This window comes from Rhizobium sp. LjRoot258 (assembly GCF_964254185.1).
In the GTDB taxonomy this organism is placed as follows: Bacteria; Pseudomonadota; Alphaproteobacteria; order Rhizobiales; family Rhizobiaceae; genus Rhizobium.
Map to the genome: position 1 here is coordinate 3,949,329 of NZ_CAXUST020000001.1, position 24,720 is coordinate 3,974,048.

Sequence of the window (24,720 nt, forward strand, 5' to 3'; positions counted from 1 at the left end):
GTAGGCCCATGCGCGGCCTTGGTGTCCGTATCGCGCCTCTTACCCTTGCCATCCGCCCTCGTTGCGCTTAGCTCTCGGGCACCACGAACCGGATATCGAATGCCGCACAAGGTCTCCCTGTCCCGTCTAAAGCTGACCGACTTTCGCAACTACGCGTCAGTCTCGCTGTCGCTCGACGGTCGGCATGTGGTGCTGACAGGAGACAACGGTGCCGGCAAGACCAATCTGATGGAAGCCGTTTCCCTGCTGTCGCCGGGCCGCGGTTTGCGTCGCGCCACCTATGGCGATATCACTCGCGTCGGTGCGAGCGGCGGGTTTGCGATCTTTGCTGAACTCGACGGCATTCAGGGCGAGGTGGAGATCGGCACCGGCGTCGACACCACCGATGACAGTGCCTCTCGGCGTTTGCGCATCAATGCCACGCCGGCGAAATCGGCCGATGAACTGACCGATCATCTGCGCCTCCTGTGGCTGACGCCGTCGATGGATGGCCTCTTCACCGGTGGCTCGTCCGAGCGCCGTCGTTTTCTCGACCGGCTCGTGCTCTCGCTTGATCCGGCTCATGGTCGCCGCGCCAGCGATTTCGAGCGCGCCATGCGCAGCCGCAACAAGCTGCTCGACGAGCGCCGCTTCGATCCCGCTTGGCTTTCCGGAATCGAGCAGCAGATGGCGAGCCTTGGCATTGCCATGGCAATGGCGCGCCAGGAAATGCTCGGCCTCCTCGCCCGGCTCATAGAGCAAACGCACGATACGTCGCCATTTCCGGCTGCGGCGCTCGAACTCGCTGGCTTTATGGACGGCCAGTTCTCGCGCCCCGCTGTCGATCTCGAGGACGAGTACGCCGCCATGCTTGCCGAAAGCCGTTATCGCGATGCCGCAGCCGGCCGTACGCTCGTCGGTCCGCATCGCGCCGATCTCATCGTCCGCCACCGGCAAAAGCAGATGGAAGCAGCGCGCTGTTCGACGGGCGAGCAGAAGGCGTTGCTGGTCGGACTGATCCTTGCTCATGCCCGGCTGGTCGCCAATCTCACCGGCCACGCGCCGATCCTACTGCTCGATGAAATCGCAGCGCATCTTGACGAAGGCAGGCGTGCCGCCCTTTTCGACCTCATCGACGCGCTGGGTGGTCAGGCCTTCATGACGGGTACGGACCGCGCCATGTTCTCCGCGCTCGGTGAGCGCGCGCAATTCTTCACCGTTGCCGACGGGAAGGTTTTCGAATGACCGATGCCGCTTCCCCCACATCCAAAGGCCGTGGTAGCATCGCGCCCATGGAACCCCTGAGCCCGGAAGAAATCGCGCGATATCAGCGTCATATCCTGCTTCCCGAGATCGGCGGTGCAGGCCAGCAGAAGCTGAAGGCCGCGCGCGTGCTGGTGATCGGCGCCGGCGGGCTGGGGGCGCCGGTCCTGCAATATCTCGCGGCCGCGGGCGTCGGCACGCTCGGCATTGCCGATGACGACCGCGTTTCGCTTTCCAACCTGCAGCGGCAGGTGATTCACGATTCCGGCACGATCGGCGAGCTGAAGACGGAAAGTGCAGCCTTTGCAATCGCCAGATTGAACCCGCACGTCAATGTGATTCGCTTCGAGGAGCGCTTTTCGACGGACTCGGCCCGCCGTCATCTCTCGGGTTTCGATCTCCTGATTGACGGCTCCGACAATTTCGATACCCGCTATACCGCAGCCGATGCCGCCGAGACGGCGCAAATCCCGTTGGTGACGGGCGCCGTCGGCCGCTTCGATGGCTCCGTCACAGTGCTGAAGCCCTACGACACGGCGGAGGATGGCGCACCGAACCCGACCTATCGCGATCTCTTTCCCGAGAAGCCACCGGCTGGCCTGATCCCGGCCTGTGCGGAAACCGGCATCATTGGTGCGCTGACCGGCGTGATCGGCACGCTGATGGCGATGGAAGCGATCAAACTGATCACCGGCACCGGTGAGCCGCTAATCGGCCGACTGCTGCTCTACGATGCGCTTGCCGCCCGCTTCGATACGATTCGCTACAAGCGACGGCGCCAAAGGCAAAGCCACGCGTCATGAAGATCGTTCGCATCGACGAAGGTTTTCAGCGGTGGGACGAGCTGCTGGCGCTGATCCTGTCGTCCTTCGCCTATATGAACGACCGCATCGATCCACCATCTTCGGCCCTGAAACTGACGCTCCCGAGCCTTGCCGACAAGGCGCGTTTAGAAATCGTCTATGCGGCTACGGAAGGCGAAGTCCTGCGCGGCTGCATCTTCCTGCGGCCGGAGGATGATTGCCTTTATATCGGCAAGCTGGCGATTTCCCCGGATGCTCAAGGCCGGGGGATCGGCCGCCGGCTCCTGGCGGTTGCGGAAGAGGTGGCGCGGTCTCGCGCGCTAGCCTCGCTGAGGCTCGAGACGCGCATCGAGCTCGTCGAGAACCATCGCGTCTTCGTGCGCTGGGGATTTGAGAAGACCGCCGAAAACGCGCATCCGGGCTTCACACGCACGACGTCGATCGAGATGCGCAAGCCGGTCTCGGTTTAGCGGCCGGGCAGCACGCGGTTCGGCGGGCGATGTCCGTCGATGAAGGTGCGGATGTTGATGATCACCTTGTCGCCCATGTCGATACGGCCTTCGATCGTCGCCGAACTCATGTGCGGCAGAAGTACGACCTTACCATCGTTGGCGAGCTTGACGAGCTTCGGATTGACCGCCGGCTCATTCTCGAAGACGTCGAGACCAGCCCCCGCCAGCTTGCCCTCCCGCAGGCTCTTGATCAGCGCGGCCTCGTCGACCACGTCGCCGCGGGCAGTGTTGACGAGGTAGGCGGTCGGCTGCAGCAGCGCCAGACGGCGGGCCGAAAGCAGATGGAAGGTCGCAGGCGTCGACGGGCAGTTGACCGAAACGATGTCGACACGAGCGAGCATCTGGTCGAGGCTCTCCCAATAGGTCGCCTCCAGTTCGTCTTCGGTTGCCGGGTTCACCCGCTTGCGGTTGTGGTAGTGGATCGAGAGGCCAAATGCCTTGGCGCGGCGGGCGACGGCGGTGCCGATCCGGCCCATACCGACGATACCGATGCGTTTGCCGTGAATGCGCCGCCCGAGCATCCAGGTCGGTGACCATCCGGCCCATTCACCCGGCTGATCGGTCAGCACGCGCGCACCTTCCCCCAGCCGGCGCGGCACGGCGAGGATCAGCGCCATGGTCATGTCAGCAGTGTCCTCGGTCAGCACATTCGGCGTGTTCGTGACGGTGATGCCCTTGCGGGCCGCAGCCTCCACGTCGATGTGGTCGGTGCCGTTCGAGAAGCTGGCGATCAGCTTCAGCTGCGGCCCGGCCTCCTCGATCAGGGCTGCGTCGATCCGGTCGGTGACCGTCGGAACCAACACGTCGGCGCTTTTGACGGCGGCAATCAGCTCGGCCTTGGAGCGCGGCATATCGTCGATATTCAGTTCCGCATCGAAGAGTTCGCGCATGCGCGTCTCGACCGCGTCGGGCAGCTTCCGCGTGATGTAGACCTTCGGTTTTTTCTTCGTCGTCATGTGCGCCGGCGCTAACTTGTTCAGAGGTCCTTAACCAAGACGCGGGATAATTTTCCCGTTCCGGGCAATTTCTACCAGACCCGCACGCGAAGACAAACAAAACTCGTCCAGCGTGCGCAGGAATGTCAAATTCCCGGAATCAGGCAGCAGTCCTGCCCTCATCTGAGCAAACGGAAGTCCCATGCATAGCAAAGTCCTGAAATCTTGCCTCGCCCTTGCGATCGGTTTCGTGCTTTCGGCGGGAACGGCCGAAATGGCCTCCGCGCAGGCGGCAAAGGGACCGAGCGGCCTGCCGCTGCCGCGTTTCGTTACGCTGAAGTCCAAGCGCGTCAACCTGCGCATCGGCCCTGGCACGGACTATGCGGCCTCTTGGATGTATCTGAAGGCCGGCCTGCCCGTCGAGATCATCCAGGAATACGACAACTGGCGCCAGATCCGCGATGCCGACGGCACCGAGGGCTGGGTCAACCAATCGTTGCTGTCAGGCTCGCGCGCGGCGATCGCTGCCCCATGGATGAAGGGCAAGGGCAAGTCCGTCTATGTCAACATGCGCCGTGATGCCCTGCCGTCGGCAAGCATTATTGCCAAGCTGGAGCCCGGCGTCATGATGAACATCGGTGAATGCAATGGCGATTGGTGCTTTGCCAAGAGCGACGGCGCCGAGGGTTGGGTGGCGCAGTCGGAAATCTGGGGCGCCTATCCAGGCGAGGCCTTTAAGTAAGCCCAGCCTGCTTGCCGGCTTCAGCAAGCGACTTCATCGGCCGCGGACCGATTTGCTGGATCACGATGCCGGCCGCGAGGCAGCCAAGCTTGCCGCAATCTTCCAATGTCCGGCCCTGCGTATAGCCGTAGAGGAAGCCGGATGCGAAGAGATCGCCGGCGCCCGTCGTATCGACCAGTTCCCTGATCTTGATGGCATCGACGTAGGAGCGTTCCGTGTCTTTCAGGATCACGGCGCCGTGCTCGCTCATCGTCACGGCCGCAATCTTGCAGTCCTTGGCAATGCTGTTGAGCGCCGCCTCGAAGTCGTCGGTTTCATAGAGCGCCAGCACTTCCTGGCGATTGGCGAAGACGATATCGACAGTGCCAGAGCGCATCAGATCGAGGAATTCGCCGCGGTAGCGGTCGACGCAGAAGCTGTCGGAGAGCGTCATCGACATCTCGCGGCCGTTCTCGTGGGCGATACGGGCGCATTCGCGGATCGCTTCCTTGGCGCGCGGCGGATCCCAGAGGTAGCCCTCGAAATAGGTGACTTTGGACTCGGCGACCACGTCGGCCTCGACGTCCTCAGGCCCGAGCTCGACGCAGGCGCCGAGATAAGTGTTCATCGAGCGTTCGCCGTCGTCGGTCACGAAGATCATTGAGCGCGCGGTCGGCGGGAACGTACCCTTCGGCTGCGTCTGATAGTGAACGCCCTGTGCGCGGATGTCATGGGCAAAGATCTCGCCGAGCTGATCTTCGGCGACCTTGCCGAAATAGGCGGCCTTGCCGCCGAAGCTCGCGACACCGGCTGCCGTATTGCCGGCGCTGCCGCCGGAGGCTTCCACCGCCGGCCCCATGTGTGCATAGAGAAGTTCGGCGCGCTCAGCATCGATGAGGTTCATCGCCGCCTTGGTGATCTTATTGTCAATGAGGAACTGGTCGTCGCAACGCGCGATGATATCGACGATAGCGTTGCCGACAGTCAGAACATCGAATTTGGTCATGAAAGGGAAGGTCCCGGTTTTGGTGATAGCCGGTGATCGGTCTTAGCGAATTTTCGCCGCATGGGAAGCGGAAATGCCGTTTGAGCCTATCTATGCCGTCGCAAAGTGCGCTGCTGCGGGTCAAAATGCCGCGAGGCGTTCGTCAAGACAGTGACGGTTCATCAAGCTGTGCTTCAAGCAACGGCCGCATAGATGAGGTCAGGTACGACAAGCCACTCGTTCTTGCGCAAGGCGGACACGTCGAGCCTGCCACGTCGATCGCGGCGGGCAACTCCGACGAAACGATAGCGGCTGCCTCGAATGTCGATCACGCGAGCAGGGATTGGTCTGCCATCGATATGGCCGATAACCGGCCCGTCGGAACGGGAGCCGTTGAGGAAAAAATATTCGTGGGGGAGGTTCCTGCTCACCATCCTTTTGCCTTTCGTCGTTTGGTCGTGCGCCCAGCGCAAGCTCATTGCGGACGCGCTTCTCATCGCGGTTGGCCTTCTCCAAAGGAACGTCGCTTTTTGATGGCAGCCTTGAAAAAAGACGGCGCGTTTTCTTGATCTCCACCACAAATGGCTTCCATTGGGGACGCATGTACGGTTCCCGATGGTTGGCGAGATGGTCAGCTGAAAATGCAATCAACCTGACCGAGCGGTCCGAAATCGGCCGCCAAATGTTGACCAGGGAGGACTTGAAGAATGGTCGTGCGGGAGCCCGTGGCTACGAAGTCGCTCGGCTTGAGTTGCTTTCCGCGCGCTGAGAGTTCGTTGGCAAGCCAAACGACGGCCTCCAAAGGGTGTCCAAGAATCGAGGTTGCCGAGCCGGCGAACAGGGTGTCACCGAAAAGGAAGACGCTCACCTCGATATCTGCCAGGCGATCAAGATCAATCGCGTCTGCGTAAGGGTCCGCAGAGCGTGGCGACATGCAGCCCAAAGTCGACAATGGCCGCATTGTTCCCGACAAAGCTCTGACGTGTGCGCCGGCCGAGGGTGCCGATGGCGGGATGACAGCCCAGCACGGCGCTCGCCACTGATGCCCGGTCAATCGCTTCGCCTGCTTCGGGGAAAGGTCGCAGTATTCTAAACACAAACTCGCATTGAGCACCGATGGCGCCCGGCGGCAGCCCGAATTGCTTTATTCCCATGATCCGGGCTGACGCCGGAATTTCGGAAAATACCGGCTTGGTCAAACCGAGGATGCGCCTGAAGGCTCGCTACTGCCGACAAGTGCATAGCCTTTGCGCTTGAAGCCGAGCAAATCCTCGGCAATCGCCTGAATGCCGTATGCCTCGTCCTGCGAGGAGATTGGATCGAGCGCAAGATCGCACAGTTGCTCGCGTCTGCGGCACCGGGCGAGAACGTCAGCTGTCTTATCCTTGAGTTCGAAGTACATTGCTGCTCTCCGTGCCTTCGTGCCGCGGCGCTCGTGGCGCCTCGTCACAAGGACGGGGGGAACGGTGATAGGCAGTCCATTCGGACGCCGCGCTTCCGGTATTAAAATCTCATAGTGCCTAAAAGGCGCGAGCCGACGGAGCGTGTCATTTCCCGCCTAGTGTTCGATCTGTTGCTCTGCCACGGCACTGACGATAATCTGATCGGAACCCTTTGCGTAGAGCGGAAGCGTCAGGGTGATCGCTTCGCTGCGCCCGTTGATACTGGCTGTATATCGCTTGTAGACGCGATCCTGCCCTTGCTCTTCACCTGCCGAGACTGCGTTCACCTTCTCGACCAATGCCTTTTCGAAGACGGCTGCGTCGACGTCGCCCAATGCCACGGTGCAGCCTTCGACGATCTTGCCTGCGACATTCGCCCGTGAGACCACCAGTGCTTGAAAGCTTTCGCTTTCGCCGCCACTGACAATCCACCCTTCCAGCGCTTCCGGGTTTTCCATCGGCGTGAAGGTCAGCGCCAGATCCTGTGCCATCGAAGGCCATTCGTCAGCTTTCGCACGCTCGGACGTGCGCTCGAAGTCTGGGCCGGAGGAAACGCAGCTGTCGTAGAAGAACGCAAGCTTGGAGCTCGCGTCATCGGCGAATGACGGCCCGGCGGCCGCAAGCAGGAAGAGCCAGACAGCAAAGCTACGCTTCATATTGTCTCCGAGCGGCAAAGTCAGTGCGGCCTTTCGGCCGCACGGATCATTTCAACCCTGCCGGACATTGTCGGCAGAGGTTCTGCCGGTTCTTCGGTCCTGTGCGACTTCGAACGCCACATCCATGCCTTCCTTCACGGTGTCGATTCCGCCTCTTTGAGCGGCCGTGATGTGCAGAAAGACATCGGTACCTCCGTCATCCGGCGTGATGAACCCAAAGCCCTTGTCCTGGTTGAACCACTTGACTTTACCTGTTGGCAAAATTCACCCCCATGTTGGTCTCCCCAGCCGAAATGGGACATCGCATGATTTTGGCGGCGGGCACAAGAGCCGTTGATGGCAGGGGCGGGGCGGTGGCGCTGACAGCGCGAATCGCCAGTCCGCATTTTCACGGGCCCAAATGCCGGTGGCGCTGGTGAGATCCGCAACCACATGCGCTACAATCGGCCGCTTGCGGGTTGCCTCGACTCTTCGCAAAAATGCCGTCCTGACGTCATCCCCGTGTCATTTTCCTCTCCTATAAACAACCTCAACGAGATTGGCATGAGCGGCTCGCGGGCTGCAGCCAATAGAGAAGGGAATGATACCCTTCGACGATACCGGAGCGACGCTGACCACGGATGGACTGGCAGCATCGCAAGCCGGCTATCCGGCAAGACCGGATGCGGAAAAGCGGGCGAGGCCCGCTTTTTTTGTTTTTGTGCCGCGCGTGTTTGTCATCCCGGCCGATTTGCTGCTACGCATGCTTATTCCCTCGCAAGGCAGCCGCACTGAATGTCAGCCATCATCTTCGACGTCCTTCCCATCTTCATCATGATCCTTATCGGCTGGCTGACCGTGAAACTGCGGGTGATGAAGGCGGAGATCGGCGATGCGCTGAGCGAATTCGTCTTCAAGATCGCCGTGCCGCTCTTGTTGTTCCGCACGATCGCGGCGGCAGACTTTCACGGGGCATCCCCGTTCAGGCTCTGGATCGCCTACTTCTCCGGTGTTGCGGTGACCTGGATCGCCGCCCATATCGCCGCGACGCGCTTCTTCGGGCGCGATGATCGCATCGGCGTGCTCGCCGGCGTGTCGTCAGCCTTCGCCAATACCATCTTCATCGGCCTGCCACTCGTGCAGCGAACGGTTGGCGACAAGGGACTCGTGCCGCTCTCGATCCTGATCGCGGTCCATCTGCCTGTCATGATGATTATCGGTACCATCATGATGGAGCGCGCCGAACACAAGATCTCTGGCAAGCAGGAGCGGAGCATCGCCAAAGTGGTCCGCCAGATTGCCCAGAACCTCGTGCGAAACCCGCTGGTGATCGGCTTGGCCGGAGGCTCTGCCATGCATCTTCTCGGCCTCACGATGCCCGGGCCGGTGGAATCCATCGTCGATCAGATTGCCGGCGTCGCCGGACCGGTTGCGTTGATCTCGCTCGGCATGGCGCTCGAGAAATACGGGATATCCGGCAATGCCGGCATCGCAAGCGTCACCTCGGCCTTCAAGCTCCTGCTGTTGCCGGCCTGCGTCTGGACGGCCAGCCATCTGGTGGGGCTCGCCAGCGACTGGACGGCGGCCCTCGTGCTGATTTCGTCGGTTCCGACGGGCGTCAACGCCTGGCTGATCGCCAATCGTTTCGGCGTCGGCCACAGCCTGGCGGCATCGACGATCACGCTAACGACGGCTCTCGGCGCCATCTCCGTGTCGTTCTGGGCCTTGCTGCTTGGCGTCTAGCGCAAAGAAAAAGCCCGGCGCAGGCCGGGCTTCGATTCTCTCAGCAACTGAGCACGCCTACTGCGTCGCGCTATCCGGTGCGTTCGGATCCGGAAGCGGAACCGGCGACTCGGCGAGGGTGTGAAGGTAGAGGATGACGTTGGCGCGATCCGTGTCCTTCGGAAGACCTGCAAAGCCCATCGCCGTGCCGGCAACATACTTCTTCGGCGCTGCCAGGAAGTGGTTCAGATGATCGAAGGTCCACTTCTCGCTGCCGCCCTTGGAGAAGTCCTTCATGGCCGACGAATAGGCAAAGCCCTCGTGCGTGCCGATCGGACGATCGACGAGACCATAGAGGTTCGGGCCAACTTTGTTCGGCCCCCCCTTGGTCGCGTCATGACAGGCTTGACACTTCTTGAAGACAGCTTCGCCAGCCTTGGCGTCTGCCTTCGAAAGCAGCTGCGCGATCGGAACGGCTGCAGCCGGTGCGGCCTCGCCGCCACCAGAGGCGGGTGCCTCTTCGGCTACGATCGCGAAACCTTCCTTCTCCGGCTTCTCCGAATGAAAGATCCCCTCCGACGCGATGGAGACGGACATCAGAACGAAAACCGTCCCGAGCAGTGCCCCCACAGCCGTATTCACGTATGAATTCATCTGCAATGCTCCCCTTGCAGCCGGCAGACATAAAACCGGACCATCTTGAAATCGCGCGGAACCTATGTCTTTTGGCTATTCGTTGCAACAGTCTAAATGGGCTGCTGCGTGAGACTTTTTGACACCTTTCCGCCCGGATTAGAAGGCCCGAACAATGACCAGTCCAAATTTAGATCACGTGCTCGTGCTGATCCCCGCCCGCATGGCATCGACCCGTCTTCCGGGTAAGCCGCTTGCCGATATTTGCGGTCTGCCGATGATCGTGCAGGTGGCGTTGCGGGCGAAGGAAGCCGAGATTGGCCGCGTCGTCGTCGCCGTCGATGACCAGCGGGTCTTTGATGTCGTTGCCGAGGCGGGCTTCGAGGTCATCATGACGAGCACGGATCATCAGTCCGGTTCGGACCGCATTTACGAAGCGCTCAGGAAGGTGGATCCGGAGAGGCAGGCCAAGTTTATCGTCAACGTGCAGGGCGATCTGCCGACGATTGAACCGGAGACGGTTCGCGCCGCACTGCGCCCTCTGGAGGATCCGAGCGTCGATATCGCCACACTAACGATCGCGATCGATAACGAGGCGGACAAGACTGCACCGCATATCGTCAAGGTCGTCGGTTCACCACTCTCCGAAAGCCGTCTGAAGGCTCTCTACTTCACGCGCGCGACGGCACCTTACGGCGATGGACCACTCTATCACCATATAGGCCTCTATGCTTACCGCCGGTCGGCCCTGGAGCGTTTCGTAACGCTTGGACCATCGGTCCTGGAAAAGCGCGAGTCGCTGGAGCAACTGCGTGCGCTGGAGGCCGGCATGCGTATCGATGTCGAGATCGTTGACACGGTTCCGCTCGGTGTCGATACTCCCGCCGACCTTGAGAAGGCGCGGCACATTCTCTCCGCTAGAACGAAGTGACGGATTTTCCATGAACATCAAGACCAACAGGATCGCCTTCCAGGGCGAGTTCGGCGCGAACTCCGACATGGCGTGCCGCGACATGTTTCCGACCATGGAACCGCTGCCATGCCAGACGTTCGAGGATGCCTTCGTGGCGGTCGAGAACGGCGATGCCGATATCGGGATGATCCCGATCGAGAACACGATCGCCGGTCGTGTCGCCGACATTCATCACCTGCTGCCGGAGTCCCGCCTGCACATCATCGGCGAGTATTTCATGCCGATCCGCTTCCAGCTGATGGTGCTTCCTGGCGTGACCAAGGATGAAATCCGCACGGTTCACAGCCATATCCATGCACTTGGCCAGTGCCGCAAGATCGTGCGCTCGCACGGCTGGAAGCCGGTGATCGCCGGCGACACGGCAGGTGCCGCAAAGCTCGTCCAGGAGACCGGGGATCGCTCGATGGCCGCGCTTGCGCCGCGTCTTGCTGCGGATCTCTATGGTCTCGACATCGTGGCGGAGAACGTCGAGGACACCGAGGACAACGTCACCCGCTTCGTCGTCCTCTCGCGCGACGAGGAATGGGCGCATCGCAGTTGCGCCGAGGAGAAGCTCGTTACGACGTTTGTCTTCAACGTCCGAAACATTCCAGCCGCGCTCTACAAGGCGCTCGGCGGTTTTGCGACGAACACCATCAACATGACAAAACTGGAGAGCTATCAGCTCGGCGGCAAGTTTGTCGCAACGCAGTTCTATGCCGATATCGAGGGACATCCGAACGATCCGAACGTCCGGCGGGCACTGGAGGAACTGCGGTTTTTTTCCGAGAAGGTCCGTATTCTCGGCGTCTACAAGGGCCACCCGATGCGGGGCCAGTTGCAGAAATGAGAAGGGCGCCTGCGGGCGGGCGCCCTTTTCCGATATAGCTTACTTATCCGGCTCACAGACACGCAAGCGATGGCCGTCCGGGTCGAGAACGACGAAGGTTGGACCGAAATCCATATCCGTCAGATCTTGCGCGATGGGTAGCTGGCGTTTGCGCCAGTCGTCGTAAAGCGTTGACACGCCGTTCTCGCCGGGAACCATGAAGGCGATCTCGGCGCGGCTACCGGTGGCAGAGGGCTGCGGCGCGACCTTGCTCAGCCGCCAGAGACCGAGCGTGAAGCCGCCGTCGAGCGCGAAAGCGACGAAGTTCGGAGCTTCGGCCACCGGCTCGCGGCCAAGCAGCGATCGGTAGAAACCGGCACTTTCGGCTGGGTCCTTGACGTAGAGAATGATGAGGTTCGGACTGTTCATCGGATGGTCCTCGTTGTGAGATGGTGGCAGGCGAAGAAACGCCGCTGCACCAATTGGCAGCGGCGGCGGTTGTTTAGGCGTCTTGGGAGTTGCGCTGTCGCGGTCTATCCTTCGTGGCAGGGGCGGCCCCAGTCCACGAAGCCGAGATCGCGTTTCATCGTCTCGGGCATGGCCTCCAGATCGAGGCGCGGATACTTGCTCCGTGCCATGTGGCGCGACGCGTTCAGCATCATCCGCAGGAGCGTGGATTGCGGGTATCCTGCATGAGCGGTGGTGTCCTCGACAGGATGATTGCCACGCGTCGATCGGGTGAGTTTCAGGCTCGTCATCATCGGTCCTCCTGTTGGATTGATACCGATAATAGCGCTAACCACTGTCAGTTTATGGCAGTAGCGTCGAGGTCAGGGCGCAATATCTTGCTGGTCCCGCCATTCCTTGAGGAGCACTGCGCGCCGGCGCGGATAGCGCCCGTCCTGGGGGGTCATTTCGACGATCCGATCCGTGCGGAAGTGACGGTAATCCTGACGCAATTCGCACCAGGCAACAACAACGCGCACATGCTCGAAATAGCTCAGTGCGAAAGGCCAGATATTGCGGACGGAGACGGTTCCGCTCTCATCCGAATAGGTCAGCTTGAGGATTCGTTCGCTGCGGATCGCCTTGCGAATGGCACTGAGATCGGCCTTGTCGGCAACGGGCGGTCGGAGATGCACGAGCAGTGGCGATGTCTCGATTTCGTCGCGCATTTCTTGCGGCAGGACATCCGCGATCTTCGCCAGCGCGTCGGCGCCGGCGGCGGCAAGTCGCGGATCGGCGGCGCGCGCCACCCAGCGCGAACCGAGAACGAGCGCCTCGATTTCGTCCAGGGAGAACATCATCGGCGGCAGCATGAAGCCCGGCTTCAGTACATAGCCGAGGCCAGGCTCTCCTTCGATCAAAGCCCCTTGTGCCTGCAGGCTGGCGATATCGCGGTAAAGCGTGCGGATGCTGACGCCGGTCTCCGTTGCCAGCACGGCGCCGCTGACCGGCCGGCGATAGCGCCGCAGGGTTTGCAGCAGCGTCAAAAGGCGTTCGGAGCGTGCCATATCAGGGGCCTCGTTCTGTCAGGCCTTATTGCTTTTTCCACTCTACCCAATCGCGCATTAGCCGATGGGCGATCGCGCCCTTGGGCGGCGGGGCTTTGCCGGTCGCGCCGGGGCGTTCGAGCATCTCAAGCGTTTCTGCACGCGTGAACCAGCGGCAGTCCTCCAGCTCCTGGCTGTCGAACTTCACGTGCTCGGACTTGGCTTCGGCGTAGCAGCCGATCATCAGTGAATGCGGCATCGGCCAGGGTTGCGAGGCGTGGTAGCGGATCCTTCCCGTACGGATTCCGGATTCCTCCAGCGTCTCGCGCCGCACGGCGTTCTCGATCGTCTCACCCGGCTCGACGAAACCGGCGAGACAGGAATACATACCCGGCGCAAAATGCGGGCTGCGGCCGAGAAGGCAGAGATCGCGTTCCTCGTCGATCGTCAGCATGATGACGACGGGATCGGTGCGCGGGAAGATTTCGTGTCCGCAGGCCGAGCAGACGCGCTTGTACCCGCCGATATGGATTTCCATGGTCGAGCCGCAGCGGCCGCAGAACTTGTTGTCCCGGTTCCAACGGATGAGGCTTGCGCCTTGGGCGAACTCACCGAGAAGGACTTCATCAAGCAGCATCTCGCGAAATAGCGAGCGTCCGTCCGAGGGCTTGTATTGGCTAGCCAATTCCTCTTCCGCGACGCCGACGGGAACCGCAAGCCGGGGCTCGCCGGTCTTGCGATAGCCAAGCAGCACTGTTTCGTCCCAGTTCGGCCGCAGGTCTTTCAGTTCGTAACGGGCAAACAGCGGATCGAGCACCTGTCCGTCGTGCTTCAGTACCAATTTGTCGCCCGCAAAAGCGAAGATATGCGTTCCTTCCTTCGCAAGCGCCATGTCGACGGACGTCTCGTCGCGATGTTCGGAATCGCGGATCAGGTCGTTGGCAGCGAAGGCAGTCAGGCTGCTGGGTTCCGGATGCGGAACATCCGAATCGAAAAGCGAACGGCTCATGATGAAAGGGCTTCCCGCAACTTCTCTATAAGGTCATCTCTCTTGTCGGCCGCATAGGGTTCAGCCTTGCCAAATCCCCAAACCGGATTCGGCCAATTGGCATCGCCTTCGAAGCGGGCAATGACATGAACATGAAGCTGACGGACGATGTTGCCAAGGGCCCCGATATTGATTTTTGCGGCGCCGGTGATCTTCTTCAGGGCGGAGGCGACCATCTCCGTCTCGAATGTCAGCAACACCTGATCGAGCGGGGTCAGTTCGAAGACTTCGGTGACATCCGTCCTGCGCGGTACGAGAATCAGCCACGGCCAACGGGCGTCCTTCGACAGCCTGAGATCGCAGAGCCCCGTCTGCATAACTCTGTCGCTATCGCTTTCCAACCGACGGTCGAGCTTGAAATCGTCCAACAGGCATTCCTCCATGTTTTCTTGAGGCTAGCAGTTTTTTTTGAGCTTGGCTTGCTTTTGATGGCGATATTGCCGATATGTGCATCCGGGAGGTTGGTGGTGGACGAGCCACTCGCCAACCGGGTCAGGTCCGGAAGGAAGCAGCCCTAACGAGCCCGGCACGGGTCATCGTGCCAGCCTCCCACCCTTCTCTCCATCCTTTGCCCGATTAGTCCGGGCGCTAAGCAGGGCGATGAGCGACACCGAGCGACAATCAAAAGATGCCGCCTCGACGGGCACCGGATACCGGGTGCTGGCACGCAAATACCGCCCCAAGGATTTCACGGATCTGATGGTCGGCCAGGAACCGATGGTCCAGACCCTGACCAACGCTTTCGAGACCGGCCGCATTGCCCAGGCCTACATGCTGACCGGGGTTCGCGGGGTCGGCAAGACGACGACGGCCCGCATCCTTGCCCGCGCCCTGAACTACAAGACCTCAGTGGTCGACAAGCCGACGATCGATCTGCGCATCCCCGGCGAGCACTGCCAGGCGATCATGGAAGGCCGGCATGTCGACGTCATCGAGATGGACGCCGCCTCTCATACCGGTATCGACGATATCCGCGAGATCATCGAGCAGGTGCGCTACCGCCCGGTTTCGGCGCGCTACAAGGTCTACATCATCGATGAAGTGCACATGCTTTCGACGCAGGCCTTCAACGGTCTGTTGAAGACGCTCGAAGAGCCGCCCGAGCATGTGAAATTCATCTTCGCCACCACCGAAATCCGCAAGGTGCCGATCACGGTCCTGTCGCGCTGCCAGCGCTTTGACCTGCGCCGCATCAGCGCCTCGGATCTCGTCGGCCTCTTCACCACGATCGCATCGAAGGAAGGCATCGAGGCAGAGCCCGATGCGCTGGCGATGATCGCCCGCGCCGCCGAAGGCTCGGCACGTGACGGTCTGTCGCTGCTTGATCAGGCAATCGCCCATGGAGGCGGCGCCGTTTTGACCGACGCCGTACGCGGCATGCTCGGCCTTGCCGACCGCGCTCGCATCGTCGATCTCTTTCATTACATCGTGAAAGGTGATGTTGCTGCGGCGCTGAGCGAATTCGAAAGCCAGTACGAAGCTGGTGCCAATCCGGTTGCGGTGCTGACGGACCTTGCCGATTTCACGCATCTTGTCACGCGGCTGAAGTATGTGCCGGATGCGGCGAACGACCCTTCGCTCAGCGAGATCGAGCGCACAAAGGCTGCGGAATTCGCCCAGGGCGTGGCGGTGACGGCGCTGTCGCGCATCTGGCAGATGCTGTTGAAGGGCATTCCGGAAGCCGAAGGCTCCTCGCGCCCGGCCGGCGCCGCCGAGATGGTGCTGATCCGACTGGCGCATGCCGCGCATCTACCGGCACCTGAGGATGCTGCCCGTCGCCTCGCGGAGTTTTCCGAGGCGAACGGTGGAAGCCGTCCGCCTGCGCCGTCGGGCAACAGCGGTGGCGGCGCAACGGTGAACTATCAGGGCAATCTGGCGGCGCGATCGACGGACCCGATACCGCGTCCGCAGCCGGTGGGGCCGACCGCCATGCTGCGTGCGGTTCCCAATCCCGATCCGCATTACGTGCCGGTCGGGCGTGTCGAGACGAAGCCCACCGAGGCGCCGAAGCCATTGGTGCCGGTCAATTCCATCGCCGATCTCGCCAATCTAGCAGGCGACAAGCGCGATGCTAAGATCAAGGCGCTGGTGCGCAACTTCGTCCGTCCCGTTCGCATCGAACCCGGTCGCCTCGACGTCAATCTGACCGAAGGCGCGCCCGGCACGCTGCTCAACGAACTGGCGGTCAAGCTCAAGGACTGGACGGGCATCCATTGGATTGTCAGCCTCAGCCGCGAGCAAGGCCAGCCGACCATCGTCGAGGCCGAAGCCAGCGCCAAGGCGCAGCAGGTGAGCGACGCGCGGCAGGACCCGGATGTGGCGGCGATCCTCGCGCAGTTTCCGGGCGCCAAGATCATCGACGTGCGCGTGCGGGCACCGGAGCCGGACGAGGAAGAGGAGGTCAAGGCGCCTGCCGCTGCCGAATCCGATGAAGGCGACATCCTGCCCGGCGACGACATAATATTCTGAGGTATCAAGAAGGAGCGAGACGATGCGCGACATCATGGGCATGATGGGCAAAGTCAAGGAAATGCAGGCCAAGATGGAGAAGATGCAGGCGGAGATCGCCGAACTCCATGCGGAAGGCAAGTCGGGTGGCGGCCTCGTTACCGTGGTCCTCAACGGCAAGGGCGAGATGCAGAGCCTGAAGATCGACCCGTCGCTATTCAAGGAAGACGATGTCGAGATTCTCGAAGACCTGATCGTTGCCGCTCACAAGGATGCCAAGGACAAGGCGGAAGCCGCCGCGGCTGAGAAGACCAAGGCGCTGACCGCCGGCCTGCCGATCCCGCCCGGCTTCAAGATGCCGTTCTGATCGGCCAGTAGACCGAAGAAGTGGTGCCGGCCGAACCTGGCACCGCTTCCGTCATGTGAGGGGGGAGCCGGATGACGTTGACCAGCCTGTTCGTCTTTGCCTGCGCGCTGTTCGTGGCTGCCGGCTCTCCAGGGCCGAGCGTTGCTGCACTCGTCGCCCGCGTGATCTCCAAGGGCGCGCGTGACGTTCTTCCCTTCCTGGCGGCCATGTGGCTCGGCGAGACGATCTGGCTGACCTGCGCCGTTGCCGGTCTCGCCGCGATTGCCGAAACCTTCCATTACGCCTTTGTTGCCGTCAAGTGGCTCGGCGTCTGCTATCTGCTCTATCTCGCCTGGAGGATGTGGTTTGCCTCGCCCGACCGTGAGGCCGAATCGCTGCCCGACACGCAATCGCCGCTAAGGCTTTTCCTCGCTGGCATGACGGTGACGCTCGGCAACCCGAAGATCATGATGTTCTACATGGCGCTGCTGCCCTCGATCATCGACATCCACGCCGTGACCATGGTCGGCTGGGCCGAGCTCGTCGGGACGATGCTTCTGGTGCTGATCGTCATCGATATCAGCTGGGCGCTGCTCGCGGCGAAGGCGAGAGGCTTCCTGAAAAGCCGCCGCGCTGTTCGTGTGGCCAATCGGGCCAGCGCCGGAACGATGGCCGGCGCTGCGGTCGCGATCGCGATGCGTTAGGCTACCTCTGTGAGATATGCCGCTTGGGAGCCCGTGGCGGTGGTGCCGGCGGCACCCAGGTCAGAATCATGTTAGCAACGCCTGCCGCGATATTGAGGCCGGACGTGCCCTCCGCCGAGACCGGCTGCAGCGCAATCGAGCCTTCGAAACCGCCGATAAGGACATTCGCCCCGACACCGAGGCCGACAGTCGCGTTGGCTGCGACGCCGGAGTAGCTTCCCTGCAGAGCGCCGTCGAGCCGGTTGGTCGGTGCATAGACGAGCCAAATCATTCCGCCGCCCGCCAGAGTGCCGATATCAATGCCAAACTTGGTGATTGTACCGGTATAGCGTTCGCTCGGCCGTCCCGGCGAAGACGGGGTGAATATGCAGTTGAGCGTCCGCTTCGAACCGATGATCACGCCAAATCCGGGAGATATGTCACAGCCAAGCGAGCCGACTTTGACGCGGGCGGCCGCCGGCGTCGCTGATAGGAAGGTAGTGGCCGTTGCGGCGATGACTGCCGCCGCGATAAGTCTTGCGATAGACATGCGAGCCTCCTTCGATTTACACTCCGTGCGTGAAAATCTAGGCGCGTCGGCCTTGTCAGCAAGTGGCAGTGGTCGAAATCACGTTAGAGGTGGTGTCGCGCCAGTTTCACCAGTTCGCGGCCGATCGGCTTCATCGGTTCGCCGCGCAATACGAGGGAGGTCGTCACTGCGCCGTAGCGCGCGATGCTGTCGACGATGATTTCAAGCTCGGACGGCGAGGGGACCAGGACCTTCAACACGAAGCAATCCTCTCCCGTCAGCCTGAGAACCTCGACAATCTGTGGCATTTCCGAGAATTGCTTGAGACAGGCGCGGATATGTTCGTGGCCGGTCCGCAGTCGAACGACGGCCATCATGCCCAGCCCGAGTGCCGCGGCATTGACGCGGGCGCCGTAACCCTCGATGATTCCCCGTTCCTCCAGGCGTTTCAGCCGCTCGGACGCAGCCGGTTGCGACAGACCGACCTTGCGCCCGAGTTCGGAAACAGAGATGCGCCCGTCCGCCTGCATGATCTCGACGATCAGCATGTCGGTCGGGTCGAGTTGTCGGCTCATGAAATCAGCCATCATTATTCGCCTTTAATTCATCGGTTGAACGATGATTTTTCCGATGATTTCCTATGTCGTTTGCAGACTATCTCACGCAGCCTATGCGTCGAGCAACAGGAAGGAAGCGATGCGAGATATCATCATGGTGCCGGGCCTTGGCGGGTCTGGCGAAGCACACTGGCAGTCCCGATGGGAGGCGGCCGATCCCCGTATGCGGCGGTTTTCGCCCTCGAACTGGGATCAGCCGAACCTCGAGGATTGGATCGCCGCGCTGGACCGGGCTGTCGGACAATCGGAGAACGAACCGTTTCTCGTCGCCCACAGCCTCTCCTGCCTTCTGGTTGCCCATTGGGCGCGGCGGGCCGCCCATCGCGCCAGCGGCGCCTTGCTGGTCGCGCCACCGGACCCACGCTCGCCGGCTTTCCCCCCGGAGGCTGCCGGCTTTGCCGATCCACCTGTCACGGCCCTTCCGTTCCTGTCGCTTGTCATAGCCAGTAGCGACGACCCTTTCGGTTCGCTCGACTATGCGCGTACCAAGGCCGATGCTTGGGGTAGCGAGTTCATGGGTATCGGTGCCCGCGGTCACATCAATGAGAAGAGCGGGCTCGGCGACTGGCCGGAGGGAAGGGCGGCATTGGCGGCCTTTGAGGCGCACTTGCGCTAGGTGCCTGCCTGCACTGCCAAGATATTGCGCAGTTTATAGTGGATCGGTGCTGCGAGATAGCGGCTGCGATCCTGCGCCGCGAGTGTCTTGCCGAAGGTCGCGAGCATCTCCGGCATCGTGACCTTCTCGCCGTCATAGCGCAGATAGTCGACCGTCATTCCGGCCGCGATTGCCCCACCGTGAAGAACGCGGCAATAGATGCCTGGCCGCGCTGCCTGCGTGTAGCGCTTGATGAACAGCGGGTCGCCCATCCGGGCGGCAAAAGTGGCGCAAGGAATGCGTGCGCTGGTGACCTCCAGAACAAGATCGCCGGCTATGAATCTATCACCCACCGAGACAATGCGGTTATCGAGATCGTCGATCACCATGTTCTCTCCGAACGTGCCCGGCTCAATTGGCCGCCCAAGCTCCTTTGACCACCAGTCGAGCGTCAGCGAACCCTCGAGATAGACGGCCTGGTCAACGCCACCATGGTGTTTCCGGTTACAAATGGCGTCGCCGACAAGCCCTTCGGCATCGACGAGCACGTTGCCGCCCACGGGATGCTTGTAGATGCCGGTCTTGTAGCTCTTGCCGGGTAGCCGCTCGGCACTGCCAATGCAGACGGCGAGGATTTTCATCGAGCGACGCTCCCAACCTGTTTCCGTTTTTGCAGCATATGGGCTAATAACCGCTCATGGCAAAGCGAGTCACCGGCCCCGAAATCGAAAAACTGATTCAGCTTCTGGCGAAGGTGCCCGGCCTTGGTCCGCGGTCCGCGCGCCGGGCTGCCCTGCACCTCATCAAGAAGAAAGACCAGTTGCTCGGCCCCCTGTCGAATGCGATGGGCGAGGCCTATGAGAAGGTCAAGATCTGCTCCCATTGCGGCAATGTCGATACAGTTGATCCCTGCACGGTCTGCACGGACGACCGGCGCGACCAATCCGTCATCATCGTCGTCGAAGATGTCTCTGACCTCTGGGCGCTGGAGCGTGCCGGCGCCTTGAACGCGACCTATCATGTACTCGGCGGCACCCTCTCACCGCTGGATGGCGTCGGGCCTGATGACCTCAACATTCGCGGCCTGATCGAGCGCGCCAGCGCCGGCGGCATCCGCGAACTAATCATCGCGGTCAATGCGACCGTCGAGGGGCAGACGACAGCACACTATATAACCGACCAGCTGGGTGGGCTGGACGTGAAGATCACGCGCCTCGCCCACGGCGTCCCGGTCGGCGGTGAACTCGACTATCTCGACGAAGGAACGCTGCAAGCGGCGCTCAGAGCACGTACGGCAATCTAGGGGGAAGCATGAACAGGAGCATTTTCAGCCGCCTCTTGATTGCAACGGCGGCGCTGCTGACGCTGTCATGCTCGTCGGTTCTTTCCGCATCGAAAGCTGATGTCGAAGCGCAATTTGAAAGATGGGTGCAGGCTGATCTCTGGCCGGAGGCGCAGAAGAACGGTATTTCGGAGCGGGCGTTTCGCGCGTCCTTCGCGGGCGTCGAACTCAACTGGAGCCTGACCGATCTTGCTCCTCCCGGCTTCCCGCCGCCGAAGCAACAGAAGCAGACGCAGGCTGAATTCTCCTCGCCGGGGCCGTATTTCAACGAGGATCGGCTGAAGCGGCTGGGGGGCACCGGCCGCGGTTTTGCCTCGCAATATGCCGCGACGCTGAAGAAGATCGAGAAAACCTACGGGGTCCCCGGTTCGATCGTGCTTGCCGTCTGGGGACGCGAAACGGGTTTCGGGGCGGCCAAGATCCCCAACTCGGCGATCGAGGTGCTGGCGACGAAGGCTTTTATGTCGACACGCAAGGAGATGTTCCGCACGGAACTGCTCGCTGCCCTGCACATCATCGATCGCGGCGACGCGACACCAGCCGAATTCAAAGGCTCATCGGCCGGCGCGCTTGGCCAGCCGCAGTTCATGCCAACCAGTTATTTGAAATATGCCGTCGATTTCGACGGTGACGGCCACCCCAATATCTGGACATCGGTTCCCGACACGCTTGCCTCGATCGCCAATTTCCTCGTCCAGAAGGGCTGGCAGCGCGGCCGTAGCTGGGGATATGAAGTGACGATTCCTGATCAGGTTTCTTGCGCGCAAGAAGGGCCGGATCTCGCCAAGCCCGTATCGCACTGGGCCTCGCTCGGCCTCGCGCGCGTGTCCGGCAAGGCCTTCCCTTCCGACGAAGGCAAGGCATCCGGCATAATGCTTGTACCGGCCGGCCGCGACGGACCGGAATTCGTCGTCACGCCGAACTTCTACGTGATCAAGGAATACAACAACTCCGACCTTTACGCGCTCTATATCGGCAACCTCGCCGATCGCATTGCGTACGGCTCCGGCGCCTTCCAAGGGGCATGGGGCGATGTCGGCAAGATGCTGCGATCCGACGTCGCGGCCATGCAGAAGGCACTGGAGAAGAAGGGATACGACGTCGGCGGCTCCGACGGGCTGCCGGGCTACAAGACGCGCCGGTCTATCGGCCAGTGGCAGGAAAAGAACGGCATGAACCCGACCTGCTATCCCGAGGCAACGATGATCGGCAAGTTGAAGTAAGCCTAGAGGTTGCGCTTCAAGCCCTCGTGGCTCGCGACGAACCCCAGCTTCTCGTAGAAGCGGATAGAATCCCTCCGCGATTTGTCGGACGTCAATTGCACCAGACCACAGCCGCGTTCGGCGCAGCGCGCAACAGCCCATTCGATGAAATCGGAGCCAAGGCCCAAGCCACGCGCGTCTCTGGCGACACGCACGCTCTCGATCTGCCCGCGCCACATGCCCGTTCGCGACAGGCCGGGAATAAACGTCAGCTGCAGGCAGCCGATGACACGATCGTCCTCGTCCACCGCGACGGCCAGCAGTTGGTTTGCATCGACTTCGATTGCCTCGAATGCGGTAACATAGCTTGTATCTGGCGGATCCGAGATGATCTCGCGGGTCGCTCCGAGATCGTCATCAGAGAGCAGGCAGATGATTGCCGCCAGATCGGAAGGACGGGCGGGGCGAAAGGAATACATGTCTTGCCTCAATGGTGCAGATCGATCGGTGTCTTGTAGAAGACGTCGCTGTCGGGCGGAATGGCCTGGCGCTCGATCAGCCGGTGGACCTGCGGCAGTTGTTCGCCGCGGTGAAGTGCCCGAAGCCGTTCGATGTTTTCCGCATCGGCCTGCGTTCGGCGCTGATTGTGCCTGATGTATTCGACCCAGGTCGGCGTGTGGTAGGTCTCTGTCCATCGCCCCGGCTTTTCGAGATCGCGCATCAGCGCCCAATTGCGGGCGCCATCGCGAATTCTGATACGCCGCCGCTCGCCCATCTGTGCCAGAAACTCGGGAACATCCGCATCGGCGATTTCGTAATCGATTTGGACGACGATCGGACCGCTGCGCGGGGTAATATCGAGGCCGAGCGCCGGCTCGATGAAGCGGTTGAGCGGGTCGAGATTGAGCGAGGCAAAGGCCGGCATGGCAAAGCGCAGCCCGACGACGATGCCGAAGAGCATGACGACGGCGGAGATCAACAAGGTGTCCGAGACGCCGTAGCGATCAGCCGCCACGCCCCATAGCCAGCTGCCACCGGCGATGCCGCCGAAGGTCACCGTCTGATAGAGCGACAAAGCGCGGCCGACGACCCAGCGCGGCGTCGACAACTGGACGATCGTGTTGAACAGCGAAAGTGCCAGCACCCAGCATGCCCCTGATATCACCAGCCCGGCACAGGTCAGTGCGGCAATCGGGCTAAAAGAGGCAATCGTGGCGCTCAGCGCAAAACCGGCGAAGGAAATCCGCACGATCGTTTCACTGGAGAAGCGTTCGCGCAGCCGATCATTCAGCATCGCGCCGCCGATCGCACCGATGCCGAAGGAGCCGAGCATGAGACCGTAGGTCAGCGGGCCGCCGACAACGAGGTCGATCGCCACGATCGGCAGCAGTGCGAGAATCGAGCTGGCGCTGATCCCGAAGATGAGCCCGCGCAGCAGCACCTTCTGCAGGTTGGGCGACATTGACACATAGCGAAGGCCCGCAAACACTGCGCTGCCAAGCGTTTCCCGTGGCAGGGTGGAGGCCGGGAGGCCCGGCTTCCAGCGAATTAGCGCATAGATCAGCGCGAAGTAGCTCAGCGTGTTGACGGCAAAGGCGGCTGCCGCGCCGGCGGCAGCGACGATAACGCCACCGATGGCGGGGCCAACGCTGCGGGTGATGTTGAAGCCGACGCTGTTCAACGTCACCGCGCCCGGCAGATCGCTGCGCGGCACCATGTCGCCGACCGAAGCCTGCCACGACGGATTGTTCAACGCAGTGCCGCAGCCGATCAGGAACGTGAAGAAGAGGAGCAGCCAGGGCGAAAGCCAGTTGAAGTAGGCCGAGATGCTGAGCAGTGCCGAAACCGCAAGCATGAAATATTGCGCGGTCAGCATCACCCGGCGGCGGTCAAAGCTGTCGGCAAGGGCGCCCGATACGAGCGAGAAGAGCATGATCGGCAGTGCCGTCGATGTCTGCACCAGCGCGACCATATTTTCCGATGCCGTGATGGTTGTCATCATCCAGGCGGCGCCAACCGCCTGGATCAGCCCCCCGAAGTTCGAAGCGAGGCTTGCAAACCAGATCGTCCGGTAGGTTTCGTGCCGCAACGGCGCCAGTGTCGACGAAGTGTATGGCACGATCCCTCCCGATGCCGGTCCCTCTGAGCCAATATATGGCGAAAGATGCCGCTGGCTAGCGTGGGAGCTCATTGGGAAGGTTAGTGACGGAGCTTGCAATTTTGTAAAAACGGGCCTATATGGCTCTCAAATCTTGATCGCATTGATGAAGAGTGGGCCGCAAGGACCCGCTCTTTTTTATTACCGCGATCACCCAAAATGCATGACATTGCTAGGAGCGCATCGCTTGTCGGATTCGACGAAAGCAGACAATGAACTTGAGCCGCGGCTCATCACGGAGACTGGTCTCGACCAGCGCCTTGCCGACATTATCGAGCCTGTGCTTGTTGACCTTGGTTACCGTCTGGTCCGTGTGCGCATGCTCAACCAGAACGGCGCCACCATGCAGATCATGGCCGAGCGCAACGATGGAACGATGGACGTCGAAGGCTGCGAAGAGGTCTCGATGGCCGTTTCTCCGGTTCTCGATGTGGAAGATCCTATCGATAGAGAGTATCATCTGGAAGTGTCTTCGCCGGGTATCGACCGCCCGATGGTGCGGAAGTCCGATTTCGTGCGCTGGCAGGGACATCTTCTGAAGTGCGAAACGTCGATCATGGTCGGCAACCGAAAGCGCTTCCGTGGTAAGATCGTTGCGACCGACGCCGACGGTTTCACGCTCGAGCGTGACCAGGTTTCCGAGGGCGAAGAACAGAATATCGTTATTCCATTCACGGCCCTCGCCGATGCAAAGCTCATTCTGACCGACGATCTGATCCGTGATGCACTGCGCGCCGACAAGCTGGCGAAGGCAGAGGCCGCGAACCAGAACGAAGCGGAAGACGAAGAATAACCGATCAACTTGTGGCTCCAGGGACGGGAACCCCGGACGCCTAGACGGAGAGAAA

32 protein-coding genes and 1 other RNA gene are annotated in these 24,720 nt (G+C 61.4%); 16 read left to right on the forward strand and 17 right to left on the reverse strand.

Going from position 1 to position 24,720, the window contains the following annotated elements; translation table 11 throughout:
• Positions 1-99 precede the first annotated feature (99 nt).
• Genes recF through ACSQ9D_RS19320 form a run of 3 tightly spaced genes read left to right on the forward strand, consistent with a single transcriptional unit; the run spans position 100 to position 2,515 of the window.
• Positions 100-1,224 carry a DNA replication/repair protein RecF gene (recF, locus tag ACSQ9D_RS19310; RefSeq protein ID WP_436283497.1) on the forward strand — a complete coding sequence of 375 codons (1,125 nt, stop codon included), beginning with the start codon at positions 100-102 and terminating at the stop codon, positions 1,222-1,224.
• Positions 1,221-2,045 carry a molybdopterin-synthase adenylyltransferase MoeB gene (locus ACSQ9D_RS19315; RefSeq protein WP_436283498.1) on the forward strand — a complete coding sequence of 275 codons (825 nt, stop codon included), beginning with the start codon at positions 1,221-1,223 and terminating at the stop codon, positions 2,043-2,045. The genes recF and ACSQ9D_RS19315 overlap by 4 nt, the downstream gene beginning before the upstream one ends.
• Positions 2,042-2,515, forward strand: coding sequence for a GNAT family N-acetyltransferase (locus ACSQ9D_RS19320; protein ID WP_436283499.1), 474 nt, complete (start codon positions 2,042-2,044; stop codon positions 2,513-2,515). The genes ACSQ9D_RS19315 and ACSQ9D_RS19320 overlap by 4 nt, the downstream gene beginning before the upstream one ends.
• Here ACSQ9D_RS19320 and ACSQ9D_RS19325 read toward each other — a convergent pair.
• Positions 2,512-3,513 (reverse strand): 2-hydroxyacid dehydrogenase, encoded by a 1,002-nt coding sequence (locus ACSQ9D_RS19325; protein ID WP_436283500.1) that lies wholly within the window; start codon positions 3,511-3,513, stop codon positions 2,512-2,514. The genes ACSQ9D_RS19320 and ACSQ9D_RS19325 overlap by 4 nt on opposite strands.
• A gap of 181 nt (positions 3,514-3,694) precedes the next feature.
• Between ACSQ9D_RS19325 and ACSQ9D_RS19330 the strand changes: the two genes are divergently transcribed.
• The gene (locus tag ACSQ9D_RS19330; RefSeq protein ID WP_208249353.1) at positions 3,695-4,234 is read left to right on the forward strand and encodes an SH3 domain-containing protein; all 540 of its coding nucleotides are present in this window, start codon (positions 3,695-3,697) and stop codon (positions 4,232-4,234) included.
• Here the strand turns inward: ACSQ9D_RS19330 and ACSQ9D_RS19335 are convergent.
• The 5 genes from ACSQ9D_RS19335 to ACSQ9D_RS19355 form a co-directional block, all read right to left on the reverse strand.
• Positions 4,227-5,219, reverse strand: a complete 993-nt coding sequence (locus ACSQ9D_RS19335; RefSeq protein WP_436283501.1) for an adenosine kinase — start codon at positions 5,217-5,219, stop codon at positions 4,227-4,229. The two genes, ACSQ9D_RS19330 and ACSQ9D_RS19335, sit on opposite strands and share 8 nt — an antisense overlap.
• Before the next feature lie 173 nt (positions 5,220-5,392).
• Positions 5,393-5,632: a hypothetical protein gene (locus ACSQ9D_RS19340; protein ID WP_037125148.1), complete on the reverse strand. Its 240-nt coding sequence runs from the start codon at positions 5,630-5,632 to the stop codon at positions 5,393-5,395.
• Positions 5,633-6,393: 761 nt separating this feature from the next.
• A complete protein-coding gene (locus tag ACSQ9D_RS19345; protein WP_436283502.1) occupies positions 6,394-6,600 on the reverse strand; it encodes a hypothetical protein in 207 nt (68 codons plus the stop codon).
• Positions 6,601-6,756: 156 nt separating this feature from the next.
• The gene (locus ACSQ9D_RS19350) at positions 6,757-7,296 is read right to left on the reverse strand and encodes a hypothetical protein (protein ID WP_436283503.1); all 540 of its coding nucleotides are present in this window, start codon (positions 7,294-7,296) and stop codon (positions 6,757-6,759) included.
• Positions 7,297-7,347: 51 nt separating this feature from the next.
• Positions 7,348-7,557 carry a cold-shock protein gene (locus ACSQ9D_RS19355; RefSeq protein ID WP_436283504.1) on the reverse strand — a complete coding sequence of 70 codons (210 nt, stop codon included), beginning with the start codon at positions 7,555-7,557 and terminating at the stop codon, positions 7,348-7,350.
• A gap of 319 nt (positions 7,558-7,876) precedes the next feature.
• Here ACSQ9D_RS19355 and ACSQ9D_RS19360 point away from each other — a divergent pair, with 319 nt between their 5' ends.
• Positions 7,877-8,113, forward strand: a complete 237-nt coding sequence (locus tag ACSQ9D_RS19360; protein ID WP_436283505.1) for a hypothetical protein — start codon at positions 7,877-7,879, stop codon at positions 8,111-8,113.
• Entirely contained in the window at positions 8,071-9,018 is a 948-nt protein-coding gene (locus ACSQ9D_RS19365) for an AEC family transporter (RefSeq protein ID WP_436283506.1), read from the forward strand. Before ACSQ9D_RS19360 ends, ACSQ9D_RS19365 begins: the two co-directional genes overlap by 43 nt.
• Positions 9,019-9,075: 57 nt before the next feature.
• On the opposite strand, the gene ACSQ9D_RS19370 is transcribed toward ACSQ9D_RS19365, so the two are convergent.
• A complete protein-coding gene (locus ACSQ9D_RS19370; protein WP_024316257.1) occupies positions 9,076-9,651 on the reverse strand; it encodes a c-type cytochrome in 576 nt (191 codons plus the stop codon).
• A gap of 154 nt (positions 9,652-9,805) precedes the next feature.
• On the opposite strand from ACSQ9D_RS19370, the gene ACSQ9D_RS19375 reads away from it, so the two are divergent.
• Both ACSQ9D_RS19375 and ACSQ9D_RS19380 read left to right on the forward strand, forming a co-directional pair.
• A complete protein-coding gene (locus ACSQ9D_RS19375) occupies positions 9,806-10,561 on the forward strand; it encodes a 3-deoxy-manno-octulosonate cytidylyltransferase (RefSeq protein ID WP_436283507.1) in 756 nt (251 codons plus the stop codon).
• Positions 10,562-10,571: 10 nt separating this feature from the next.
• Positions 10,572-11,432 carry a prephenate dehydratase gene (locus ACSQ9D_RS19380; protein ID WP_037115263.1) on the forward strand — a complete coding sequence of 287 codons (861 nt, stop codon included), beginning with the start codon at positions 10,572-10,574 and terminating at the stop codon, positions 11,430-11,432.
• Positions 11,433-11,471: 39 nt separating this feature from the next.
• Here the strand turns inward: ACSQ9D_RS19380 and ACSQ9D_RS19385 are convergent, their stop codons facing one another.
• From ACSQ9D_RS19385 to ACSQ9D_RS19405, 5 genes are all read right to left on the reverse strand, one after another.
• Positions 11,472-11,840 carry a VOC family protein gene (locus tag ACSQ9D_RS19385; protein WP_436283508.1) on the reverse strand — a complete coding sequence of 123 codons (369 nt, stop codon included), beginning with the start codon at positions 11,838-11,840 and terminating at the stop codon, positions 11,472-11,474.
• Between the two features lie 104 nt (positions 11,841-11,944).
• Positions 11,945-12,172, reverse strand: a complete 228-nt coding sequence (locus tag ACSQ9D_RS19390; protein ID WP_436283509.1) for a hypothetical protein — start codon at positions 12,170-12,172, stop codon at positions 11,945-11,947.
• A gap of 69 nt (positions 12,173-12,241) precedes the next feature.
• Positions 12,242-12,925 carry a helix-turn-helix transcriptional regulator gene (locus ACSQ9D_RS19395; protein ID WP_037115254.1) on the reverse strand — a complete coding sequence of 228 codons (684 nt, stop codon included), beginning with the start codon at positions 12,923-12,925 and terminating at the stop codon, positions 12,242-12,244.
• Positions 12,926-12,950: 25 nt separating this feature from the next.
• Entirely contained in the window at positions 12,951-13,913 is a 963-nt protein-coding gene (gene nudC, locus ACSQ9D_RS19400) for an NAD(+) diphosphatase (protein ID WP_436283510.1), read from the reverse strand.
• On the reverse strand, positions 13,910-14,320 hold the full coding sequence (locus ACSQ9D_RS19405; RefSeq protein ID WP_024316264.1) for an HIT domain-containing protein: 411 nt from the start codon (positions 14,318-14,320) through the stop codon (positions 13,910-13,912). The genes nudC and ACSQ9D_RS19405 overlap by 4 nt, the downstream gene beginning before the upstream one ends.
• An 88-nt stretch (positions 14,321-14,408) precedes the next feature.
• Here ACSQ9D_RS19405 and ffs point away from each other — a divergent pair.
• From ffs to ACSQ9D_RS19425, 4 genes are all read left to right on the forward strand, one after another.
• Positions 14,409-14,505, forward strand: an RNA gene (gene ffs / locus ACSQ9D_RS19410) — signal recognition particle sRNA small type.
• Positions 14,506-14,552: 47 nt separating this feature from the next.
• Positions 14,553-16,421 carry a DNA polymerase III subunit gamma/tau gene (locus ACSQ9D_RS19415; protein ID WP_436283511.1) on the forward strand — a complete coding sequence of 623 codons (1,869 nt, stop codon included), beginning with the start codon at positions 14,553-14,555 and terminating at the stop codon, positions 16,419-16,421.
• 22 nt (positions 16,422-16,443) lie between these two features.
• Positions 16,444-16,767, forward strand: a complete 324-nt coding sequence (locus ACSQ9D_RS19420; RefSeq protein WP_024316266.1) for a YbaB/EbfC family nucleoid-associated protein — start codon at positions 16,444-16,446, stop codon at positions 16,765-16,767.
• Between the two features lie 71 nt (positions 16,768-16,838).
• A complete protein-coding gene (locus ACSQ9D_RS19425; protein WP_436283512.1) occupies positions 16,839-17,450 on the forward strand; it encodes a LysE family translocator in 612 nt (203 codons plus the stop codon).
• Position 17,451: 1 nt separating this feature from the next.
• Here ACSQ9D_RS19425 and ACSQ9D_RS19430 read toward each other — a convergent pair whose 3' ends face one another.
• Positions 17,452-17,979 (reverse strand): DUF992 domain-containing protein, encoded by a 528-nt coding sequence (locus ACSQ9D_RS19430; protein ID WP_436283513.1) that lies wholly within the window; start codon positions 17,977-17,979, stop codon positions 17,452-17,454.
• A gap of 83 nt (positions 17,980-18,062) precedes the next feature.
• Entirely contained in the window at positions 18,063-18,545 is a 483-nt protein-coding gene (locus ACSQ9D_RS19435) for an Lrp/AsnC family transcriptional regulator (RefSeq protein WP_436283514.1), read from the reverse strand.
• 109 nt (positions 18,546-18,654) lie between these two features.
• Between ACSQ9D_RS19435 and ACSQ9D_RS19440 the strand changes: the two genes are divergently transcribed.
• Positions 18,655-19,191, forward strand: a complete 537-nt coding sequence (locus ACSQ9D_RS19440; RefSeq protein ID WP_436283515.1) for an RBBP9/YdeN family alpha/beta hydrolase — start codon at positions 18,655-18,657, stop codon at positions 19,189-19,191.
• Here the strand turns inward: ACSQ9D_RS19440 and ACSQ9D_RS19445 are convergent.
• Positions 19,188-19,811, reverse strand: coding sequence for an MOSC domain-containing protein (locus ACSQ9D_RS19445; RefSeq protein ID WP_436283516.1), 624 nt, complete (start codon positions 19,809-19,811; stop codon positions 19,188-19,190). The genes ACSQ9D_RS19440 and ACSQ9D_RS19445 overlap by 4 nt on opposite strands.
• A gap of 56 nt (positions 19,812-19,867) precedes the next feature.
• On the opposite strand from ACSQ9D_RS19445, the gene recR reads away from it, so the two are divergent.
• Together recR and ACSQ9D_RS19455 are read left to right on the forward strand one after the other, a co-directional pair.
• Positions 19,868-20,473: a recombination mediator RecR gene (gene recR / locus ACSQ9D_RS19450; RefSeq protein ID WP_436283517.1), complete on the forward strand. Its 606-nt coding sequence runs from the start codon at positions 19,868-19,870 to the stop codon at positions 20,471-20,473.
• 8 nt (positions 20,474-20,481) lie between these two features.
• Complete coding sequence (locus ACSQ9D_RS19455) at positions 20,482-21,735, forward strand: lytic murein transglycosylase (protein ID WP_436283518.1); 1,254 nt, start codon at positions 20,482-20,484, stop codon at positions 21,733-21,735.
• A 2-nt stretch (positions 21,736-21,737) separates the two neighbouring features.
• Here the strand turns inward: ACSQ9D_RS19455 and ACSQ9D_RS19460 are convergent, their stop codons facing one another.
• Together ACSQ9D_RS19460 and ACSQ9D_RS19465 are read right to left on the reverse strand one after the other, a co-directional pair.
• A complete protein-coding gene (locus ACSQ9D_RS19460) occupies positions 21,738-22,193 on the reverse strand; it encodes an N-acetyltransferase family protein (RefSeq protein WP_436283519.1) in 456 nt (151 codons plus the stop codon).
• An 8-nt stretch (positions 22,194-22,201) separates the two neighbouring features.
• Positions 22,202-23,833, reverse strand: coding sequence for an MFS transporter (locus ACSQ9D_RS19465; protein ID WP_436283520.1), 1,632 nt, complete (start codon positions 23,831-23,833; stop codon positions 22,202-22,204).
• Between the two features lie 226 nt (positions 23,834-24,059).
• Between ACSQ9D_RS19465 and rimP the strand changes: the two genes are divergently transcribed.
• Positions 24,060-24,665, forward strand: a complete 606-nt coding sequence (gene rimP, locus ACSQ9D_RS19470; protein WP_436283521.1) for a ribosome maturation factor RimP — start codon at positions 24,060-24,062, stop codon at positions 24,663-24,665.
• Positions 24,666-24,720: the final 55 nt, after the last annotated feature.

What these genes read in the sequence shown, in the direction of transcription:
- ACSQ9D_RS19385 (WP_436283508.1), bottom strand. Translation starts at nt 11,840, where the DNA reads ATGAACAGTCCGAACCTCATCATTCTCTACGTCAAGGACCCAGCCGAA.
- ACSQ9D_RS19425 (WP_436283512.1), top strand. Translation starts at nt 16,839, where the DNA reads ATGACGTTGACCAGCCTGTTCGTCTTTGCCTGCGCGCTGTTCGTGGCT.
- ACSQ9D_RS19455 (WP_436283518.1), top strand. Translation starts at nt 20,482, where the DNA reads ATGAACAGGAGCATTTTCAGCCGCCTCTTGATTGCAACGGCGGCGCTG.
- ACSQ9D_RS19325 (WP_436283500.1), bottom strand. Translation starts at nt 3,513, where the DNA reads ATGACGACGAAGAAAAAACCGAAGGTCTACATCACGCGGAAGCTGCCC.
- ACSQ9D_RS19445 (WP_436283516.1), bottom strand. Translation starts at nt 19,811, where the DNA reads ATGAAAATCCTCGCCGTCTGCATTGGCAGTGCCGAGCGGCTACCCGGC.
- ACSQ9D_RS19345 (WP_436283502.1), bottom strand. Translation starts at nt 6,600, where the DNA reads ATGTACTTCGAACTCAAGGATAAGACAGCTGACGTTCTCGCCCGGTGC.
- ACSQ9D_RS19390 (WP_436283509.1), bottom strand. Translation starts at nt 12,172, where the DNA reads ATGATGACGAGCCTGAAACTCACCCGATCGACGCGTGGCAATCATCCT.
- recF (WP_436283497.1), top strand. Translation starts at nt 100, where the DNA reads ATGCCGCACAAGGTCTCCCTGTCCCGTCTAAAGCTGACCGACTTTCGC.
- ACSQ9D_RS19350 (WP_436283503.1), bottom strand. Translation starts at nt 7,296, where the DNA reads ATGAAGCGTAGCTTTGCTGTCTGGCTCTTCCTGCTTGCGGCCGCCGGG.
- ACSQ9D_RS19395 (WP_037115254.1), bottom strand. Translation starts at nt 12,925, where the DNA reads ATGGCACGCTCCGAACGCCTTTTGACGCTGCTGCAAACCCTGCGGCGC.
- ACSQ9D_RS19460 (WP_436283519.1), bottom strand. Translation starts at nt 22,193, where the DNA reads ATGTATTCCTTTCGCCCCGCCCGTCCTTCCGATCTGGCGGCAATCATC.
- ACSQ9D_RS19375 (WP_436283507.1), top strand. Translation starts at nt 9,806, where the DNA reads ATGACCAGTCCAAATTTAGATCACGTGCTCGTGCTGATCCCCGCCCGC.
- ACSQ9D_RS19430 (WP_436283513.1), bottom strand. Translation starts at nt 17,979, where the DNA reads ATGTCTATCGCAAGACTTATCGCGGCGGCAGTCATCGCCGCAACGGCC.
- ACSQ9D_RS19315 (WP_436283498.1), top strand. Translation starts at nt 1,221, where the DNA reads ATGACCGATGCCGCTTCCCCCACATCCAAAGGCCGTGGTAGCATCGCG.
- ACSQ9D_RS19420 (WP_024316266.1), top strand. Translation starts at nt 16,444, where the DNA reads ATGCGCGACATCATGGGCATGATGGGCAAAGTCAAGGAAATGCAGGCC.
- ACSQ9D_RS19340 (WP_037125148.1), bottom strand. Translation starts at nt 5,632, where the DNA reads ATGGTGAGCAGGAACCTCCCCCACGAATATTTTTTCCTCAACGGCTCC.
- ACSQ9D_RS19415 (WP_436283511.1), top strand. Translation starts at nt 14,553, where the DNA reads ATGAGCGACACCGAGCGACAATCAAAAGATGCCGCCTCGACGGGCACC.
- ACSQ9D_RS19360 (WP_436283505.1), top strand. Translation starts at nt 7,877, where the DNA reads ATGATACCCTTCGACGATACCGGAGCGACGCTGACCACGGATGGACTG.
- ACSQ9D_RS19365 (WP_436283506.1), top strand. Translation starts at nt 8,071, where the DNA reads ATGTCAGCCATCATCTTCGACGTCCTTCCCATCTTCATCATGATCCTT.
- recR (WP_436283517.1), top strand. Translation starts at nt 19,868, where the DNA reads ATGGCAAAGCGAGTCACCGGCCCCGAAATCGAAAAACTGATTCAGCTT.
- ACSQ9D_RS19435 (WP_436283514.1), bottom strand. Translation starts at nt 18,545, where the DNA reads ATGGCTGATTTCATGAGCCGACAACTCGACCCGACCGACATGCTGATC.
- nudC (WP_436283510.1), bottom strand. Translation starts at nt 13,913, where the DNA reads ATGAGCCGTTCGCTTTTCGATTCGGATGTTCCGCATCCGGAACCCAGC.
- ACSQ9D_RS19370 (WP_024316257.1), bottom strand. Translation starts at nt 9,651, where the DNA reads ATGAATTCATACGTGAATACGGCTGTGGGGGCACTGCTCGGGACGGTT.
- ACSQ9D_RS19440 (WP_436283515.1), top strand. Translation starts at nt 18,655, where the DNA reads ATGCGAGATATCATCATGGTGCCGGGCCTTGGCGGGTCTGGCGAAGCA.
- ACSQ9D_RS19380 (WP_037115263.1), top strand. Translation starts at nt 10,572, where the DNA reads ATGAACATCAAGACCAACAGGATCGCCTTCCAGGGCGAGTTCGGCGCG.
- ACSQ9D_RS19330 (WP_208249353.1), top strand. Translation starts at nt 3,695, where the DNA reads ATGCATAGCAAAGTCCTGAAATCTTGCCTCGCCCTTGCGATCGGTTTC.
- ACSQ9D_RS19320 (WP_436283499.1), top strand. Translation starts at nt 2,042, where the DNA reads ATGAAGATCGTTCGCATCGACGAAGGTTTTCAGCGGTGGGACGAGCTG.
- ACSQ9D_RS19335 (WP_436283501.1), bottom strand. Translation starts at nt 5,219, where the DNA reads ATGACCAAATTCGATGTTCTGACTGTCGGCAACGCTATCGTCGATATC.